The sequence below is a fragment of the Streptomyces pyxinae genome (genome assembly GCF_024756275.1).
GTDB classification, from domain to species: domain Bacteria; phylum Actinomycetota; class Actinomycetes; order Streptomycetales; family Streptomycetaceae; genus Streptomyces; species Streptomyces pyxinae.
Genome location: NZ_JANUGQ010000036.1, coordinates 22,870 through 37,655, shown reverse-complemented (window position 1 = coordinate 37,655; position 14,786 = coordinate 22,870). Strand labels below are relative to the sequence as shown.

The window sequence follows — 14,786 nt, the reverse complement described above, 5'->3', positions numbered from 1 at the left end:
GATTGCCACAGCGGGTCACCGCGGCCGACATGTTCGCTTGTGTTCCGTGTCGCACCATGATCGGCGCTCCGCGCGAGCGCGGTGCACCGGTAAGGACGGCGGACGGCCGCCGGTGGCTCCACGCCACCCCGGATCGTCCCTTACTCGCGGCGCGTCGCCGCAGGTCACCCGGGGTGGCCGGGAGCCGCTCCGAAGTCCCGCGGGCCGCCGCGAGCCCCGTGGGGCGACGCGAAAACCGGTTGCCGCCGGGGCGGGCCCGGCGGACACAATGTGTATCGCACGTGCTGCCGTCGCTGCCGGGCCGCCACCTTCTTCGCGGCCTTCGCACCGGTATGTGCCGTGATCAACGTTTTTATCGTTTTCCGGGGGAACTGAGGAATTATGTCGTACACCGAGATGCCCGGCGCCCGGGTGCCGATCCGTATGTGGGCGGACCCGGCGACGGTGGAGGACGGCGCCCTCCAGCAGTTGCGCAATGTGGCCACCCTGCCCTGGATCAAGGGGCTGGCCGTGATGCCCGACGTGCACTACGGCAAGGGCGCCACGGTCGGTTCCGTGATCGCCATGGAGGGCGCGGTCTGCCCGGCGGCGGTCGGTGTGGACATCGGCTGCGGAATGTCGGCGGTGAAGACCTCGCTGACCGCCAACGACCTCCCGGGCGATCTGTCGCGGCTGCGCTCGAAGATCGAGGAGGCCATCCCGGTCGGCTTCTCGATGCACGGCGAGATGGTCGACCCCCGGCGGCTGCACGGCTTCCCGACGGCCGGCTGGGACGACTTCTGGTCCCGGTTCGACGGTATCGCCGAGGCGGTCCGGTTCCGCCGGGAGCGGGCGGCCAAGCAGATGGGCTCGCTGGGCGGCGGCAACCACTTCATCGAGTTCTGCCTGGACGAGAGCGGCGCGGTCTGGCTGATGCTGCACTCCGGTTCGCGGAACATCGGCAAGGAGCTGGCCGAGTACCACATCGGGGAGGCCCGGAAGCTCCCGCACAACCAGGGGCTGGTCGACCGGGACCTGGCGGTCTTCGTCGCGGACACCCCGCAGATGGCGGCGTACCGGAACGATCTGTTCTGGGCGCAGGAGTACGCCCGGTACAACCGCGCGATCATGATGGCGCTCTTCCAGGACGTGGTGCGCCGGGAGTTCCGCAAGGCGCGGGTCACCTACGAGCCGGTCATCTCCTGCCACCACAACTACGTGGCGGAGGAGCGGTACGAGGGGATGGACCTGCTGGTCACCCGGAAGGGCGCGATCCGGGCGGGCTCCGGCGACTACGGGATCATCCCGGGGTCGATGGGCACCGGGTCGTACATCGTCCGCGGGCTCGGCAACGCGGCGTCGTTCAACTCGGCCTCGCACGGGGCCGGCCGCCGGATGAGCCGGAACGCGGCCAAGCGCCGGTTCACCGCCCAGGACCTGGCGGACCAGACCCGAGGCGTCGAGTGCCGCAAGGACTCCGGGGTGGTGGACGAGATCCCGGCCGCGTACAAGCCGATCGAGCAGGTCATCGACCGCCAGCGGGATCTGGTCGAGGTGGTGGCCAAGCTGCGGCAGCTGGTGTGTGTGAAGGGCTGAGGACGCGTACGAAGAGCAGGGCGCGCGTACGAACGGCAGGGCGACCGGCTACCACCCTGCCGTTCACGCGTGCTCGCCGGTCGGGGGCCGGCGCTCGCCGGTCACCGGTCGTACGCGCTCGGCGGCGGGTTCACAGCTCGCGGTGGACCTTGCTGTTGGACGCCTGGGCGCGGGGGCGGACGACCAGCAGGTCGATGTTGACGTGGGCGGGGCGGGTCACCGCCCAGGTGATGGTGTCGGCCACGTCGTCGGCGGTGAGCGGCTCGGCCACGCCCGCGTACACCTTCGCCGCCTTCTCGGTGTCGCCCCGGAAGCGGGTGGTGGCGAACTCCTCGGTCCTGACCATGCCGGGAGCGATCTCGATCACCCGGACCGGCGTGCCGACGATCTCCAGCCGGAGCGTCTCTGCCAGCACCCTGGCCCCGTTCTTGGCGGCCACATATCCGGCGCCGCCCTCGTAGCTGGCGTGCGCGGCGGTGGAGGAGACCACGACCACGGTGCCCGCGCCGCTCGCGGTGAGGGCGGGCAGCAGCGCCTGGGTCAGATGGAGCGTGCCGAGCACGTTCACCTCGTACATCCGGCGCCAGTCCTCGGGGTCGCCGGTGGCCACCGGGTCCGCGCCGAGCGCGCCGCCCGCGTTGTTGACCAGCAGGTCGCAGCGGTCGAGCGTGGCCGCGAAGGCGTCGACGGCCGCCCGGTCGGTGACGTCCAGCGGGTACGCGGTGGCCCGGCGGCCCGCCTCGGTCAGCTCCGCCGCCAGCGCCTCGATCCGGTCCGCGCGCCGGGCGGTCAGCACCACCCGGTGCCCCGCCGCCGCGAGCTGCCGGGCCGTGGCGGCGCCGATGCCGCTGCTCGCTCCGGTGACCACGGCGACCGGCCCGCCGCCGGAGGCCTGGCCGGTCGCCGGGCCGGAGGCCGGATCCGTGGCGGTGGCCGGGCCGGTGGCGGTGGCGTCGGCGGACGGGGCGGCGGTCATGGGGCACTCCTCGCGCGGGAAATGGGCGACTGACTGACTGAATTGACTGGCTGACTAACTGGCTGGCGGACGGACGGGACGGCGGACCGGTGCCGGGCCGGTACGCGGCCAGGATAGGCACCCGGGCGGAGCCGGGGCGGACCCGGAGGGAGGCGGGTGGTGGGCCCCGGGTGGTTCAGGGCGTGCGGGGGGTGTTGGCGCCGAAGTCGCGGACGGCCTCCGCCACGATGGCCTGGAGCCGGGCGTGGTGGGCGCCGCGCCAGTAGACCCGCTCACAGCGGGGGCAGTGGGCGAAGACGTCATAGGTGCGCCGGGTGCCCTGTTCCAGGCGCTCCACCACCGCCTCCTTCTCGGCCACCGCCAGCTCCCCGTTGCAGGCGGTGCAGCGGGACCAGGGGGTGAGCGGCGGGGCGAACCGCTCCAGCACGTCGCGCAGTTGCTCGTCGGGGCGGTCGCTGTAGACGTACGCGCCCGCCCACAGCTCCCGGCGGCGCAGCAGCCCCCGGTCCCGGGAGAGCATCACCCGCCGCTCCCGGGCCGAGAGGGCGGCCAGCGCGCCGTCCCCGATGTCCTCGCTCTCGTACGCGGCGTCCACGCCGAGCAGCCGGAGCCGGCGCGCCAGGGTGCCCAGGTGCACATCGAGCAGAAACCGCAGCGGGGCACCCGGCACCGGCTGCGGGCGGTCGACCCCGAGCACCTCGACCCGTTCCCCGGCGGCGGGGATGTGGGCGGTGGTGACCGGCCGGCCGTCCACCAGCAGCGTGCCCGCCTCGGTCAGCGGGACCCCCAGTGACTCGACCACATGGCCGAGGGTGGAGGCGCCGTCGGTGACCACCGCGCTGCGGCCGGTCCGGCGCGGGGCCGCGACGAAGAGGCCCAGGCCGGGCGCGAAACTGATCTGGATCTCCGGTCCGTTCACGGCGCCAGCATGCCACTGCTCCGACCAGGGCCTCCAGGCCATATGCGCCGGCCCGGCGGCCACGGTCGCACCCCGGCTGCCCGGGCGGTCGCGTGCATTCCGGTATCTGCCCCCGGCACCTGCCGGTCCGGGAGCCGGCGGGGACGGCCGGTACCGCGTCCGGTGGTCTGCTCCCGCGCCTCCGCCGTCATCAAACCACCTGCGTCGTAAGGACGTTGATGAGCGTGAGTGGATCGGCCCGGGGTGCCTCCGTCCGCTGGCGGGCACGCCTCTGCCGGACCGGCCGGAGCGGGTCGGGGGCAGTTCATGCTTCCGGCACATGCCGGGGGCGAGCGTGAACGCGGCGCGAGGCGGTCTTGTGCGGATGTGGTATCCGGACAAAGGTGGGGGGTGAAGTCCGGCCAACTGAGGGAGCGGTGGCTGTGTGGGAGTTCACGGACGACACGGGGCAAGCGGTACGGACGGATCGCGTGCCCGTACGGGTGGTGGCCTACGCGAGAGCGGGCGCCGCCCTGGACGACCTGGGCATACGCCCGGTGGCGGTGTACGGCTCCGGGCATGACGACGGCCGCCTGGATCCGGCCAAGTCGGGCGCGCTGGCGGCGGCGGGGGTGCCGTACCTCGGGCCGGGCAAGGACCTCACCGAGGAGGCGCTCCTGGCGGCGTCCCCGGACCTGGTGGTGGACCTGACGTACGACGAGAAGAGCCCGTACGCCCTGGAGCGGCCCCGCCGGGTGCCGCTGGTGGCGCTCTCGGTGGGCGGGGCCCCGCTGCCGGCGATCCTCGCCCGCTTCGGCGAGCTGGCGGCCGGCCTGCGGGACGGGACCGCGCCCGAACCCGGTGGCGCCGCGGAACTGGCGGCGGCCGAGGCACTGTTGGGCGCCGGTGCCGGGGCGGGCGGGGCACGGGTGCTGGCCCTCTCCGGCGCGGGATCCGGCCAGGTGCACCTGGCGCGGCCCGAGGCCTGGCCGGAGCTGCGCCACCTGGCGGGCCTCGGCGTCCGGCTGCTGGACCCCGGCCCCGGCCCGGGCACCGGCTGGCTCACCACCGACTGGGACCACGCGGCCGGCCTCCGCCCCGACCTGGTGCTGGCCGACAACCGCGCCAACGCCCAGCCGGTGCCGGAGGGCCGGTTCGCGGGCGTCCCGGTCGAGCCCTGGAACCCGGAGACCCCGCCGAGCCCGGCCGCCTACGCCCACTTCTTCCGCGCCCTCGCCGGCCGCCTCTCCACCCTGTCCGACGGCTGACCGGGAGAACCTCCGCCCGGGGCACCGGCGCGCGTCCTGTACGGCGCGCCCCGTCCGGGGCGGTCCGAGCCGTCCCGTCCGGGGCGCCGTACGGGTGTTCCGGACGGGACGGCTCGGTCAGCGGCGCGACGGCGCTCGTCGGCAGCAGTGTGCGCCGGGGCGCCTCCGGAGGATTCCGGGTCCCCGGAGGGCGGGAGGGCGGGGCTTTCGCGTCGGGGTCAGGGCCAGACGAGGCAGTAGGGCTGGTGGCCGGCTTCGTGGAGGCGGACGGAGAAGTCCTGCCACTCATGGAGCAGGCGGTAGACGTTGAAGGCGTCCCGGGGGCCGCCGCGGTCGGGGACGGTGGACCAGATGAAGGCGGCGGCGCCCACCGACTCCTCGCCGACGCCGCGCAGCGGGTCGACCGTGGTCGTGGGGAGCTTGACCACCGCGTAGTCCGGGTGCAGCACCACCAGTTCCAGCGGGGGCACCCGGTGCAGGGGCATGCCCTGAATACCGGTCAGCACCATCGCGGCTATGGTCTCCGGCTTGATCTTGGTGAACATGCCGCCCATGCCCAGCTCGTCGCCGCCGAGTTCCTCGGGGCGCATGGAGATGGGCACCCGGGCGGCGGTGGCGCCGTTGGGTGCGCCGAAGTATTTGTAGGTGACCCCCAACCGGCCCCCCTTGTTTCCTACGGGCTCGTCCCGCTCGCGTCGGTGCTTACCCCGCCGGGCCGGCTCGGGACCCAGGTCGTCGGTCCCCTCGCCCAGTCCGCCACCGCGATGCATATCTCCACCCGACCACTCGCGGACCCCGCCGCGCAACCCGATCATCGTGACAGTGACCTCCCCCACGGGCGGGTGGTGAAACACCTGTCCGCGAGAACGCCCGGCCCTCTGCCACCATGGATTCCGTGAGCTTTCCCTATGACGCCCCAGTTTCGCAGACGCGGAGGGCCGGTGCCCCGCCGTCGTGCCGCCCCTGATATGGCAGGAATGCCGCAAGTCATGTCGTAGGTGTCGTAAGTGATGCCGTGGGCAGTGCCATGACGTGGGCGGCGCCACGATCGGTGGCGGGCCCGGTACCGGTCACGGCGCCGCCCGCGACGTCGGTCGCTCCGGCGGCCGCGGAGGTGCGGCCGGCCGGCCGGGTGCTCGGTGACATCATCGCGTTGTCGCGGAAAACCCCGGGACCCGGAGCAGTGGAAGCCCCCGGAATCCCGGAACCTCGGGAAACATCGTTTCGTCCCATCGAACTCGCAGGTCAGGACCAAAGTGCCGTATCCATACGAAGCTCCCGTCTCCCAGACGCTGTTCGACCGCGCCTCGCGCGTGACGCCCGGCGGGGTGAACTCGCCCGTGCGTGCCTTCCGGGCCGTGGGCGGAACGCCCCGGTTCATGGTGTCCGGCGCCGGTCCGTACCTCACCGACGCCGATGGCCGCGAGTATGTCGACCTGGTGTGCTCCTGGGGCCCGATGATCCTCGGGCACTCGCACCCCGAGGTGCTCGCCGCCGTGCAGGAGGCGGTGGCCCGGGGCACCTCCTTCGGCACCCCCGGTGAGGGCGAGGTCGCGCTCGCCGAGGAGATCGTGGCCCGGGTCGCCCCGGTCGAGCAGGTCCGGCTGGTCTCCAGCGGCACCGAGGCCACCATGTCCGCGATCCGGCTGGCCCGCGGCTTCACCGGCCGGGCCAAGGTGATCAAGTTCGCCGGCTGCTACCACGGCCATGTGGACGCTCTGCTGGCCGCCGCCGGCTCCGGGGTCGCCACCTTCGGGCTGCCCGACACCCCGGGCGTCACCGGCGCCCAGGCGGGCGACACCATCGTGCTGCCGTACAACGACCTCCAGGCCGTGCAGGAGGCGTTCCACAACCACCCGGGCGAGATCGCCTGTGTGATCACCGAGGCCTCGCCCGGCAACATGGGCGTGGTCCCGCCGCGCCCCGGCTTCAACGAGGGGCTCAAGCAGGCGTGCGCCAAGAACGGCGCGCTCTACATCTCCGACGAGGTGATGACCGGCTTCCGTACCTCCAAGGCCGGTTGGTACGGCGTCGACGGGGTCGCCCCCGACCTGATGACCTTCGGCAAGGTGATGGGCGGCGGCTTCCCGGCCGCCGCGTTCGGCGGGCGGGCCGATGTGATGGCCCACCTCGCCCCGGCCGGCCCGGTCTACCAGGCCGGCACCCTCTCCGGGAACCCGGTCGCCACCGCCGCCGGCCTCGCCCAGCTGCGGCTGCTGGATGACGCGGCGTACACGAAGGTGGACGCCGTCTCGGCCGAGATCCGCACCCTGGTCACGGGCGCCCTCGCCAAGGAGGGCGTGGCGCACCGCCTCCAGACCGCGAGCAACATGTTCTCGGTCTTCTTCACCGCCACCGAGGTCCGCGACTACGAGGACGCCAAGAAGCAGGAGGCGTTCCGCTTCACCGCCTTCTTCCACGCCATGCTGGAGCAGGGCGTCTATCTGCCGCCGTCCGCCTTCGAGTCCTGGTTCGTCTCCACGGCCCATGACGAGCGGGCGGTCGAGCGGATCGCCGCCGCGCTGCCCGCCGCCGCCCGCGCCGCCGCGGAGGCGACCGCGTGAGCGCCCCCGACGAGCGTGCGGAGACGGAGATGGAGACAGAGACGGGCAAGGGGTCGGGGGCCGAGCGGATGGGGACCGGGAACGAGGCCGGGGCCGGGAACAGGACCGGGGCCGGGAACGAGACCGCTGCCGCCGGGCGGGACCGGGAGATCACCGTCGTCCATCTGATGCGCCACGGCGAGGTGCACAACCCGGACGGCGTCCTCTACGGGCGCCGCAGCGGCTACCACCTCTCCGAGCTGGGCCGGAAGATGGCCGACCGGGTGGCCGAGCACCTGGCCGGGCGGGACATCACCCATGTCGTCGCCTCCCCGCTGGAGCGCGCCCAGGAGACCGCCACCCCGGTCGCCCAGGCGCACGGCCTCGAACTGGCCACCGACGAGCGGCTGATCGAGGCGGGCAACGTCTTCGAGGGCAAGGCGTTCGGCGTCGGCGACGGCGCGCTGCGCCACCCCGCCAACTGGCGCCATCTCACCAACCCGTTCCGTCCGTCCTGGGGCGAGCCGTACATCGAGCAGGTGGTCCGGATGATGGGCGCGCTCAACGCGGCGCGCGACGCGGCCCGGGGGCACGAGGCGGTCTGCGTCAGCCATCAGCTGCCGATCTGGATCGTGCGCAGCTTCGTGGAGCGGCGCCGGCTCTGGCACGACCCGCGCCGCCGGCAGTGCACCCTCGCCTCGCTGACCAGCTTCACCTATCAGGGTGACCGGATCGTCTCGGTCGGCTACAGCGAGCCCGCCCGCGACCTGGTGCCGGCCCATCTGCTGGCCGGGGCCAAGCCGGTGAAGGGCAAGCCGAAGGGGTACGGCGCCTGAGCGCGTGCGCGGACGCCGTCGGATCGCGCGCGGACGCCGCCTGAGCGCGGCGCGGTGTGGCGGCTGAGCGCGCGCGGACGCCGCCTGAGCGGCGCGTGGACGCCGGTGACCGGGGCGGTACGGGGCCTGAACGGGCTTCCGTACCGCCCCGCGGTGTTGGCGGGCGGGCCCGCCGGTCGGCCGCGGGGGTCGGGGGACCCGTACCGATGGGGGAGTTCCCCACCGATGCGGGAGTTCCGTACCGCCGGCACTCCTTTGCCTGTCGTCACTCCCGTGCCGCTGCGGAGTCCCGGGCCGCTGTACGGAGTCGGCGGGTGTGCGGGGATACGTGCGGATGCCGGGCGGGGCCGTACGTAGTCGTCACATCACCCAATGAATTATCTGATGATCGGTGGAACCCTGGCGTGATTTCGCTCATCTCCCTGCGTGCCGGTTTGGACCGAACGTCCGGCGACACGCCAGCGTGGATGGGGACGAAATGCGAGGCATCAGCCGACGAGGACTGCTCGGAGCGGGAGTCGGAGCCGCCACGGCCATCGGGGTCGCCGGCTGCGGATCCGGCGACGGCAAGGACGGCGGCAAGGGCGGCGGCCGGGACTCCGGGGCGGCCGGCCACAGCGGTCAGGGCGGCCAGGGGGACGCGCCCGGCAAGGTGGAGGGGCGGCCCATCGGGGACGGCTCCACCTCCGACACCGGCAAGCAGCCGCACCAGCCCGCGAAGCCGGTCCCGCTGGAGCCGGGGCAGACCCCGCCGCAGTTCGTGATCTTCTCCTGGGACGGCGCCGGCGAGGTCGGCAACGGGCTCTTCCCGCGCTTCCTGAAGCTGGCCAAGGACCACGGCGCGGCCATGACCTTCTTCCTCTCCGGGCTCTATCTGCTGCCCGAGTCGAAGCAGTCGCTGTACCGGCCGCCCAACAACAAGGTCGGCGCCTCGGACATCGGCTACCTCACCGACGACCACATCAAGCAGACGCTCAAGTACGTCCGTGAGGCGTGGCTCGACGGGCACGAGATAGGCACCCACTTCAACGGGCACTTCTGCGCCGGCTCCGGCTCGGTCAAGCACTGGACCCCGGAGCAGTGGCGCAGCGAGATCGACCAGGCGGTGAAGTTCGTCACCGAGTGGAAGACCAACACCGGCTGGACCGACCTGGACCCGCTGCCCTTCGACTACCGCAAGGAGCTCGTCGGCGGCCGCACGCCGTGTCTGCTCGGCCAGGACAATCTGCTGCCCACCGCCAAGAAGCTGGGCTGGCGCTACGACGCCAGCTCGCCCGGCGGGCACCAGATGTGGCCGGTCAAGCGGAAGGGCATCTGGGACCTGCCGCTCCAGGCGGTGCCGTTCCCGGGTCACTCCTTCGAGGTGCTCTCGATGGACTACAACATGCTGGCCAACCAGTCGGGCAACTCCACCAAGGGCATGCCGGCGCGCTACCCGGGCTGGCGGGAGCAGGCCACCAAGGCGTACCTCAACGGCTTCCACCGCGCCTATGAGAGCAACCGCGCGCCGTTCTACATCGGCAACCACTTCGAGCAGTGGAACGGCGGCATCTACATGGACGCCGTCGAGGAGGCGCTCAAGGGGATGGCCGGCAAGAAGGACGTCCGGCTGGTCTCCTTCCGGCAGTACGTGGACTGGCTCGACGTCCAGGACCCGAAGGTGCTCGCCAAGCTCCGCACGCTCCAGGTGGGACAGCGCCCGGCGGGCGGCTGGAACGCCTTCCTCAAGGCCGCCTGAGCGGCGGGTCCGGCGGCAGCGGCCGATCCCGCGGGGCCCGGGAGAGCCCGGGCCCCGCAGGGGCGCCGGGGTGGCCGGTCATGCCCCTTTAGGTGGTTTTGACAAGGGGCCTTGCGGGCCTTGCGGGGTCTTACGGGCACCGAGGGGGGCGCCCAAGATCGCCTGAATGCCCATGCGAAACTTTTCACATGAGCCTTAGCCGCGCCCCACGAGGCATCCTGCTCGCCGCCGGCGTCCTGGCCGCCGCAGTCACACTCTCGGCGTGCTCCGGCGACAACACCGGCAAGTCCGGCGGCGGCGGTGACACCAACTTCGTCACCAATACGGGCGGTATCTCCACGGTCGCCAAGGGCGAGCGGGCGGCCCCGGGCGAGCTGGCCGGGGAGACCCTGGACGGCGGCCGGCTGGACGTGGCCGACCTCAAGGGGAAGATCGTCGTGCTGAACGTCTGGGGCTCGTGGTGCGCGCCCTGCCGTGCCGAGGCGAAGCACTTCTCCAAGGTCGCCAAGGAACTGAAGCCGCAGGGCGTCGAGTTCGTCGGGATCAACACCCGGAACCCGAGCAAGCAGCCGGCCCAGAAGTTCGAGGCCGACTACGGCATCACCTATCCGAGCCTCTACGACCCGTCCGGGAAGCTGATTCTGCACGGCTTCCCCCGGGGCACCCTCAACCCCCAGGCCATCCCCTCCACCGTGGTGCTCGACCGGGACGGCAGGATCGCCGCCCGCTCCTTGATGGCGCTCGGCGAGGACCAGCTCCGGTCGATGATCGATCCGCTGCTGAAGGAGTCGAAGCCGAAGCCGGAGTCGGGGGAGCAGGGGCACAAGAGCGGCAAGACGGCGGGGGAGCCCGGAGGGAAGGCCGCCGCGACGGCGGCCGGGGCCGGATCCGCCGCGACGGCGTCCGGGCCGGCCGGGGCGTCCGGCAAGGTCGTGCCGGCCGGAGTCCCCGCCGAGGCGGTGTCCGGCAGGGCAGCGCCCGCCGGGGCCGTGCCCGCCAAGGCGGTGTCCGCCGGGGCGCCTGGCGGGGCCGTGGCGCCGGCCCGTGCGGCTGCGGGCGAGTAGATGAACCAGACGGTCTACAGCGGGGCGTTGCTGCTGGCCCTGCCGGTCGCGGTGCTCGGCGGGCTGGTCTCGTTCTTCTCGCCGTGCGTGCTGCCCCTCGTCCCCGGCTATCTCTCCTATGTGACCGGGGTCACCGGCAGTGACCTCGGGGACGCCCGGCGCGGCCGGATGACGGCGGGCGCCTCGCTCTTCGTCCTCGGCTTCTCCGCCGTCTTCGTCTCCACCGGCGCGCTCTTCGGCGGCTTCGGCTGGGTGCTCCAGGAGCACCGGGAGACGCTCAACCTCGCGCTGGGCGTGCTGATGATCCTGCTGGGGATCTTCTTCATGGGGCTGATGCCCTGGTTCACCCAGCGGGAGTTCCGCTTCCACAAGCGCCCGGTGACCGGGCTGATCGGGGCGCCGCTGCTCGGGGTGCTGTTCGGCGTCGGCTGGACGCCCTGCATCGGCCCGACGCTCGGCGCCGTCAGTATGCTCGCCACCCAGCAGGCCAGCGCCGGCCGGGGAGCGCTGCTCTCCTTCGCGTACTGTCTGGGGCTCGGCCTGCCGTTCATCCTGGCCGCGATCGCGTTCCGCAAGGCGCTGGGCGCGTTCTCGTGGGTCAAGCGGCACTATGCCTGGGTGATGCGGATCGGCGGCGGCATGATGATCGTGACCGGCCTGCTGCTGCTCACCGGCGCCTGGGACGTCATGGTGGAGCAGGTGCAGGGCTGGTCCAGCGAGTTCCAGGTGGGGATCTAGTTCCATGAGTACGACCGACACGTCCCGCGGCCACCCCGGCGCCGAACCGGACGGCCCCCCGCAGGACGGGACCGGAACCGGAGCCCGAACCGGAACCGGGGCCCGAACCGGGGCCGGGACCGGAACCAAGGACGAGACCGGGGCCGGAACCAAGGACGAGACCGGGGCCGGAACCAAGGACGAGACCGGGGCCGGGACCGAAGCCGGGGCCGGAACCGAGGCCGCCGACGCCGCCGAGCACGCGGCCACCTCCCAGCTCTCCACGGCCCCCCAGGAGGAGTCCGCCCGGGAACTGCTCTCCGGTGGCCCCTCGCTCGGGGTGATCGGCTGGGCCCGCTGGTTCTGGCGCCAGCTCACCTCGATGCGGGTCGCGCTGATCCTGCTCTTCCTGCTGTCGCTGGGCTCCATCCCCGGGTCGCTCATCCCGCAGAACAACGTGGACGACCTGAAGGTCCGCGCCTTCCAGCAGAAGCACGACGTCATCTCGCCCGTCTACGAGAAGCTCCAGCTCTTCGACGTCTACACCTCGGTGTGGTTCTCGGCGATCTACATCCTGCTGTTCGTCTCGCTGATCGGCTGCATCGTCCCGCGCACCTGGCAGTTCGTCCGCCAGCTGCGCGCCCGTCCGCCGGCCGCGCCCAGGCGGCTCGACCGGATGCCCGCCCACACGACCTGGCGCACGGACGCGGCGCCCGAGGAGGTCCGCGAGGCGGCGCTCCGGCTGCTGCGGAAGCGGCGGTTCCGGGCGCATGCCGCGGGGGACGCCGTCGCCGCCGAGAAGGGCTATCTGCGCGAGGTCGGCAATCTGCTCTTCCACCTGGCGCTGATCGTGATGCTGGTGGCCTTCGCCTCCGGCCAGCTCTTCAAGTCCGAGGGCGGCAAGCTGGTCGTCGAGGGCGACGGCTTCGCCAACACCATCACCCAGTACGACGACTTCCGGTCCGGCTCGCTGTTCAGCATGGACGACCTGGTGCCGTTCGACTTCACGCTGGACCAGTTCACGGGGACGTACGAGCCCAGTGGACCGCAGCGCGGCACCCCCCGCACCTTCGAGGCGGACGTCAGCTACTCCGAGGGCGGCGGCCCGGCGAAGAAGGCGAAGATCAAGGTCAATGAGCCGCTGGAGGTGGACGGCTCCAAGGTCTTCCTCAACATGCACGGTTACGCCCCCGTGGTCACCGTCCGGGACGGCAAGGGCCAGGTCGTCTACCAGGAGGCCGTGCCGCTGCTGCCCATCGACGGCAACATCACCTCCACCGGTGTGGTGAAGGTGCTGGACGGCTACACCGGCAAGGACGGCAAGAAGGAGCAGCTGGGCTTCCCGGCGTTCTTCGTGCCGACCTACGCGGGCAAGGGCAAGGGCCAGATGTTCTCGACGTTCCCGGGGCTCGCCTTCCCGGTCCTCAACCTGGGCGCCTACCACGGCGACCTCCGGGTGGACGGCGGCATGCCGCAGAACGTCTACCAGCTGGACACCAGCAAGATGAAGCCCTTCAAGGACGCGGGGGGCAACATCGTGAAGAAGTCCCTGCGGCCCGGCGAGACCATGACGCTCCCGGACGGCGCCGGCTCGATCACCTTCGAGAAGGACGTCAAGGAGTGGGCCACCTTCCAGATCACCCAGCAGCCCGGCAACGGCCTGGCGCTGACCGGGGCGATCGCGGCCATCGCGGGCCTGGTCGGCTCGCTGTTCATCCAGCGCCGCCGGGTCTGGGTGCGGGCCACCGAGGGCCCCGACGGGGTCACCGTGGTGGAGATGGCCGGGCTCGGCCGCAGCGAGTCCGCCCGGCTGCCGGAGGAGCTGGGCGACCTGGCCCAGTCCCTGCACACCCTCGCCCCGACCGCGCCCGCCCCCGCCGCCGCCGAGGCGGACTCCGGAGCCGGGACGCACTCCACGAGCGGTACGGGCTCCGGCACCCGTCCGTCCCCGGCGTCCCCGCCGTCGCAGTCCCCGGCGGCCCCGCCGTCGCACGAATCACCCCGACCACCCCGAGGGGCAGCACAGTGAATCTCGCCGCCGCCACCAACGAGAGCCTGGCGCAGGGCAGCAATGTCCTCATCTACTCGTCCATGGCCGTCTACACCCTGGCGTTCCTGGCGCACATCGTCGAATGGGTGCTGGGCGGACGCAGCAAGGTCGGCCGCACCGCCGCCGCGCTGACCTCCGCCGGTGCCGGTGCGACCGCCGGGCCCGCCGTCTCGGTGCGCTCCGCGCAGGGCGGCACCGCCGTCCTCGACAAACCGAAGGTGGTCACCCGCGCCACCGCCGGCGCCCGGGACGTGCCGGACGGCCCCGGCGCGGCCGGCGACGACGCGCAGGGCGACCTCTACGGGCGGATCGCCGTCTCGCTCACCGTCCTCGCCTTCCTGGTGGAGGCGGGCGGTGTGGTGGCCCGCGCCCTCTCGGTGCAGCGCGCCCCCTGGGGCAACATGTACGAGTTCTCCATCACCTTCTCCACGGTGGCGGTCGGCGTCTACCTGGGACTGCTGCTCGCCAAGAAGAGGGTCCGCTGGATCGGTCTGCTGCTGGTGGCGACCGTCCTGCTCGACCTCGGCATCGCCACCACCTGGCTCTACACCGACAGCGACCAGCTCGTCCCGGCGCTGCACTCGTACTGGCTGTGGATCCATGTCTCCACGGCGATCTTCTGCGGCGCGGTCTTCTACATCGGTGCCGTCGCCACCGTGCTGTATCTCTTCCGGGACTCGTACGAGGCGAAGCTCGCGCGCGGTGAGCGGCCGGGCGCCTTCGCGCGCTCGGTCCTGGAGCGGCTGCCGTCCGCCGCCAGCCTCGACAAGCTGGCCTACCGGGTGAACGCGGCGGTCTTCCCGCTCTGGACCTTCACCATCATCGCGGGCGCCATCTGGGCGGGCGAGGCCTGGGGCCGGTACTGGGGCTGGGACGCCAAGGAGGTCTGGTCCTTCATCACCTGGGTCGCCTACGCCGCCTATCTGCACGCCCGGGCGACGGCGGGCTGGAAGGGCCGCAAGGCCGCCTACATCGCGCTCATCGCCTTCGGCTGCTGGCTGTTCAACTACTACGGCGTCAACATCTTCGTGAACAGCAAGCACTCCTACGCCGGGGTGTAGGCGCGCAGGGTGTGCGGGGGAGGGGGCGGTCCGGACCGGGCCGCCCCTTTCGCGTACGAG

11 protein-coding genes and 1 pseudogene are annotated in these 14,786 nt (G+C 72.3%); 9 read left to right on the top strand and 3 right to left on the bottom strand.

Going from position 1 to position 14,786, the window contains the following annotated elements:
* The first annotated feature begins 381 nt into the window (after positions 1-381).
* Positions 382-1,575, top strand: coding sequence for an RtcB family protein (locus NX801_RS28190; RefSeq protein ID WP_258790766.1), 1,194 nt, complete (start codon positions 382-384; stop codon positions 1,573-1,575).
* A gap of 130 nt (positions 1,576-1,705) precedes the next feature.
* Here the strand turns inward: NX801_RS28190 and NX801_RS28185 are convergent, their stop codons facing one another.
* Together NX801_RS28185 and NX801_RS28180 are read right to left on the bottom strand one after the other, a co-directional pair.
* On the bottom strand, positions 1,706-2,551 hold the full coding sequence (locus NX801_RS28185) for an SDR family NAD(P)-dependent oxidoreductase (RefSeq protein WP_258790765.1): 846 nt from the start codon (positions 2,549-2,551) through the stop codon (positions 1,706-1,708).
* A gap of 175 nt (positions 2,552-2,726) precedes the next feature.
* Positions 2,727-3,470 (bottom strand): Mut7-C ubiquitin/RNAse domain-containing protein, encoded by a 744-nt coding sequence (locus NX801_RS28180; protein WP_258790764.1) that lies wholly within the window; start codon positions 3,468-3,470, stop codon positions 2,727-2,729.
* A gap of 422 nt (positions 3,471-3,892) precedes the next feature.
* Between NX801_RS28180 and NX801_RS28175 the strand changes: the two genes are divergently transcribed.
* Positions 3,893-4,717, top strand: a complete 825-nt coding sequence (locus NX801_RS28175) for an ABC transporter substrate-binding protein (protein ID WP_258790800.1) — start codon at positions 3,893-3,895, stop codon at positions 4,715-4,717.
* Between the two features lie 218 nt (positions 4,718-4,935).
* Here the strand turns inward: NX801_RS28175 and NX801_RS28170 are convergent, their stop codons facing one another.
* Positions 4,936-5,487: a hypothetical protein gene (locus NX801_RS28170; RefSeq protein WP_258790763.1), complete on the bottom strand. Its 552-nt coding sequence runs from the start codon at positions 5,485-5,487 to the stop codon at positions 4,936-4,938.
* Between the two features lie 486 nt (positions 5,488-5,973).
* Between NX801_RS28170 and hemL the strand changes: the two genes are divergently transcribed.
* From hemL to ccsB, 7 genes and pseudogenes are all read left to right on the top strand, one after another.
* Positions 5,974-7,281 (top strand): glutamate-1-semialdehyde 2,1-aminomutase, encoded by a 1,308-nt coding sequence (hemL, locus tag NX801_RS28165; RefSeq protein WP_258790762.1) that lies wholly within the window; start codon positions 5,974-5,976, stop codon positions 7,279-7,281.
* A 167-nt stretch (positions 7,282-7,448) separates the two neighbouring features.
* Positions 7,449-8,096 (top strand): histidine phosphatase family protein, encoded by a 648-nt coding sequence (locus NX801_RS28160; protein WP_258790799.1) that lies wholly within the window; start codon positions 7,449-7,451, stop codon positions 8,094-8,096.
* 478 nt (positions 8,097-8,574) lie between these two features.
* Positions 8,575-9,834, top strand: a complete 1,260-nt coding sequence (locus NX801_RS28155) for a polysaccharide deacetylase family protein (protein WP_258790761.1) — start codon at positions 8,575-8,577, stop codon at positions 9,832-9,834.
* A gap of 188 nt (positions 9,835-10,022) precedes the next feature.
* Positions 10,023-10,622: pseudogene (locus NX801_RS28150) on the top strand (TlpA family protein disulfide reductase); the annotation flags it as partial.
* 276 nt (positions 10,623-10,898) lie between these two features.
* Positions 10,899-11,636, top strand: coding sequence for a cytochrome c biogenesis CcdA family protein (locus NX801_RS28145; protein WP_258790760.1), 738 nt, complete (start codon positions 10,899-10,901; stop codon positions 11,634-11,636).
* Positions 11,637-11,640: 4 nt separating this feature from the next.
* A complete protein-coding gene (gene resB / locus NX801_RS28140) occupies positions 11,641-13,644 on the top strand; it encodes a cytochrome c biogenesis protein ResB (protein WP_258790759.1) in 2,004 nt (667 codons plus the stop codon).
* The gene (gene ccsB / locus NX801_RS28135; protein WP_258790758.1) at positions 13,641-14,726 is read left to right on the top strand and encodes a c-type cytochrome biogenesis protein CcsB; all 1,086 of its coding nucleotides are present in this window, start codon (positions 13,641-13,643) and stop codon (positions 14,724-14,726) included. Before resB ends, ccsB begins: the two co-directional genes overlap by 4 nt.
* Positions 14,727-14,786 lie beyond the last annotated feature (60 nt).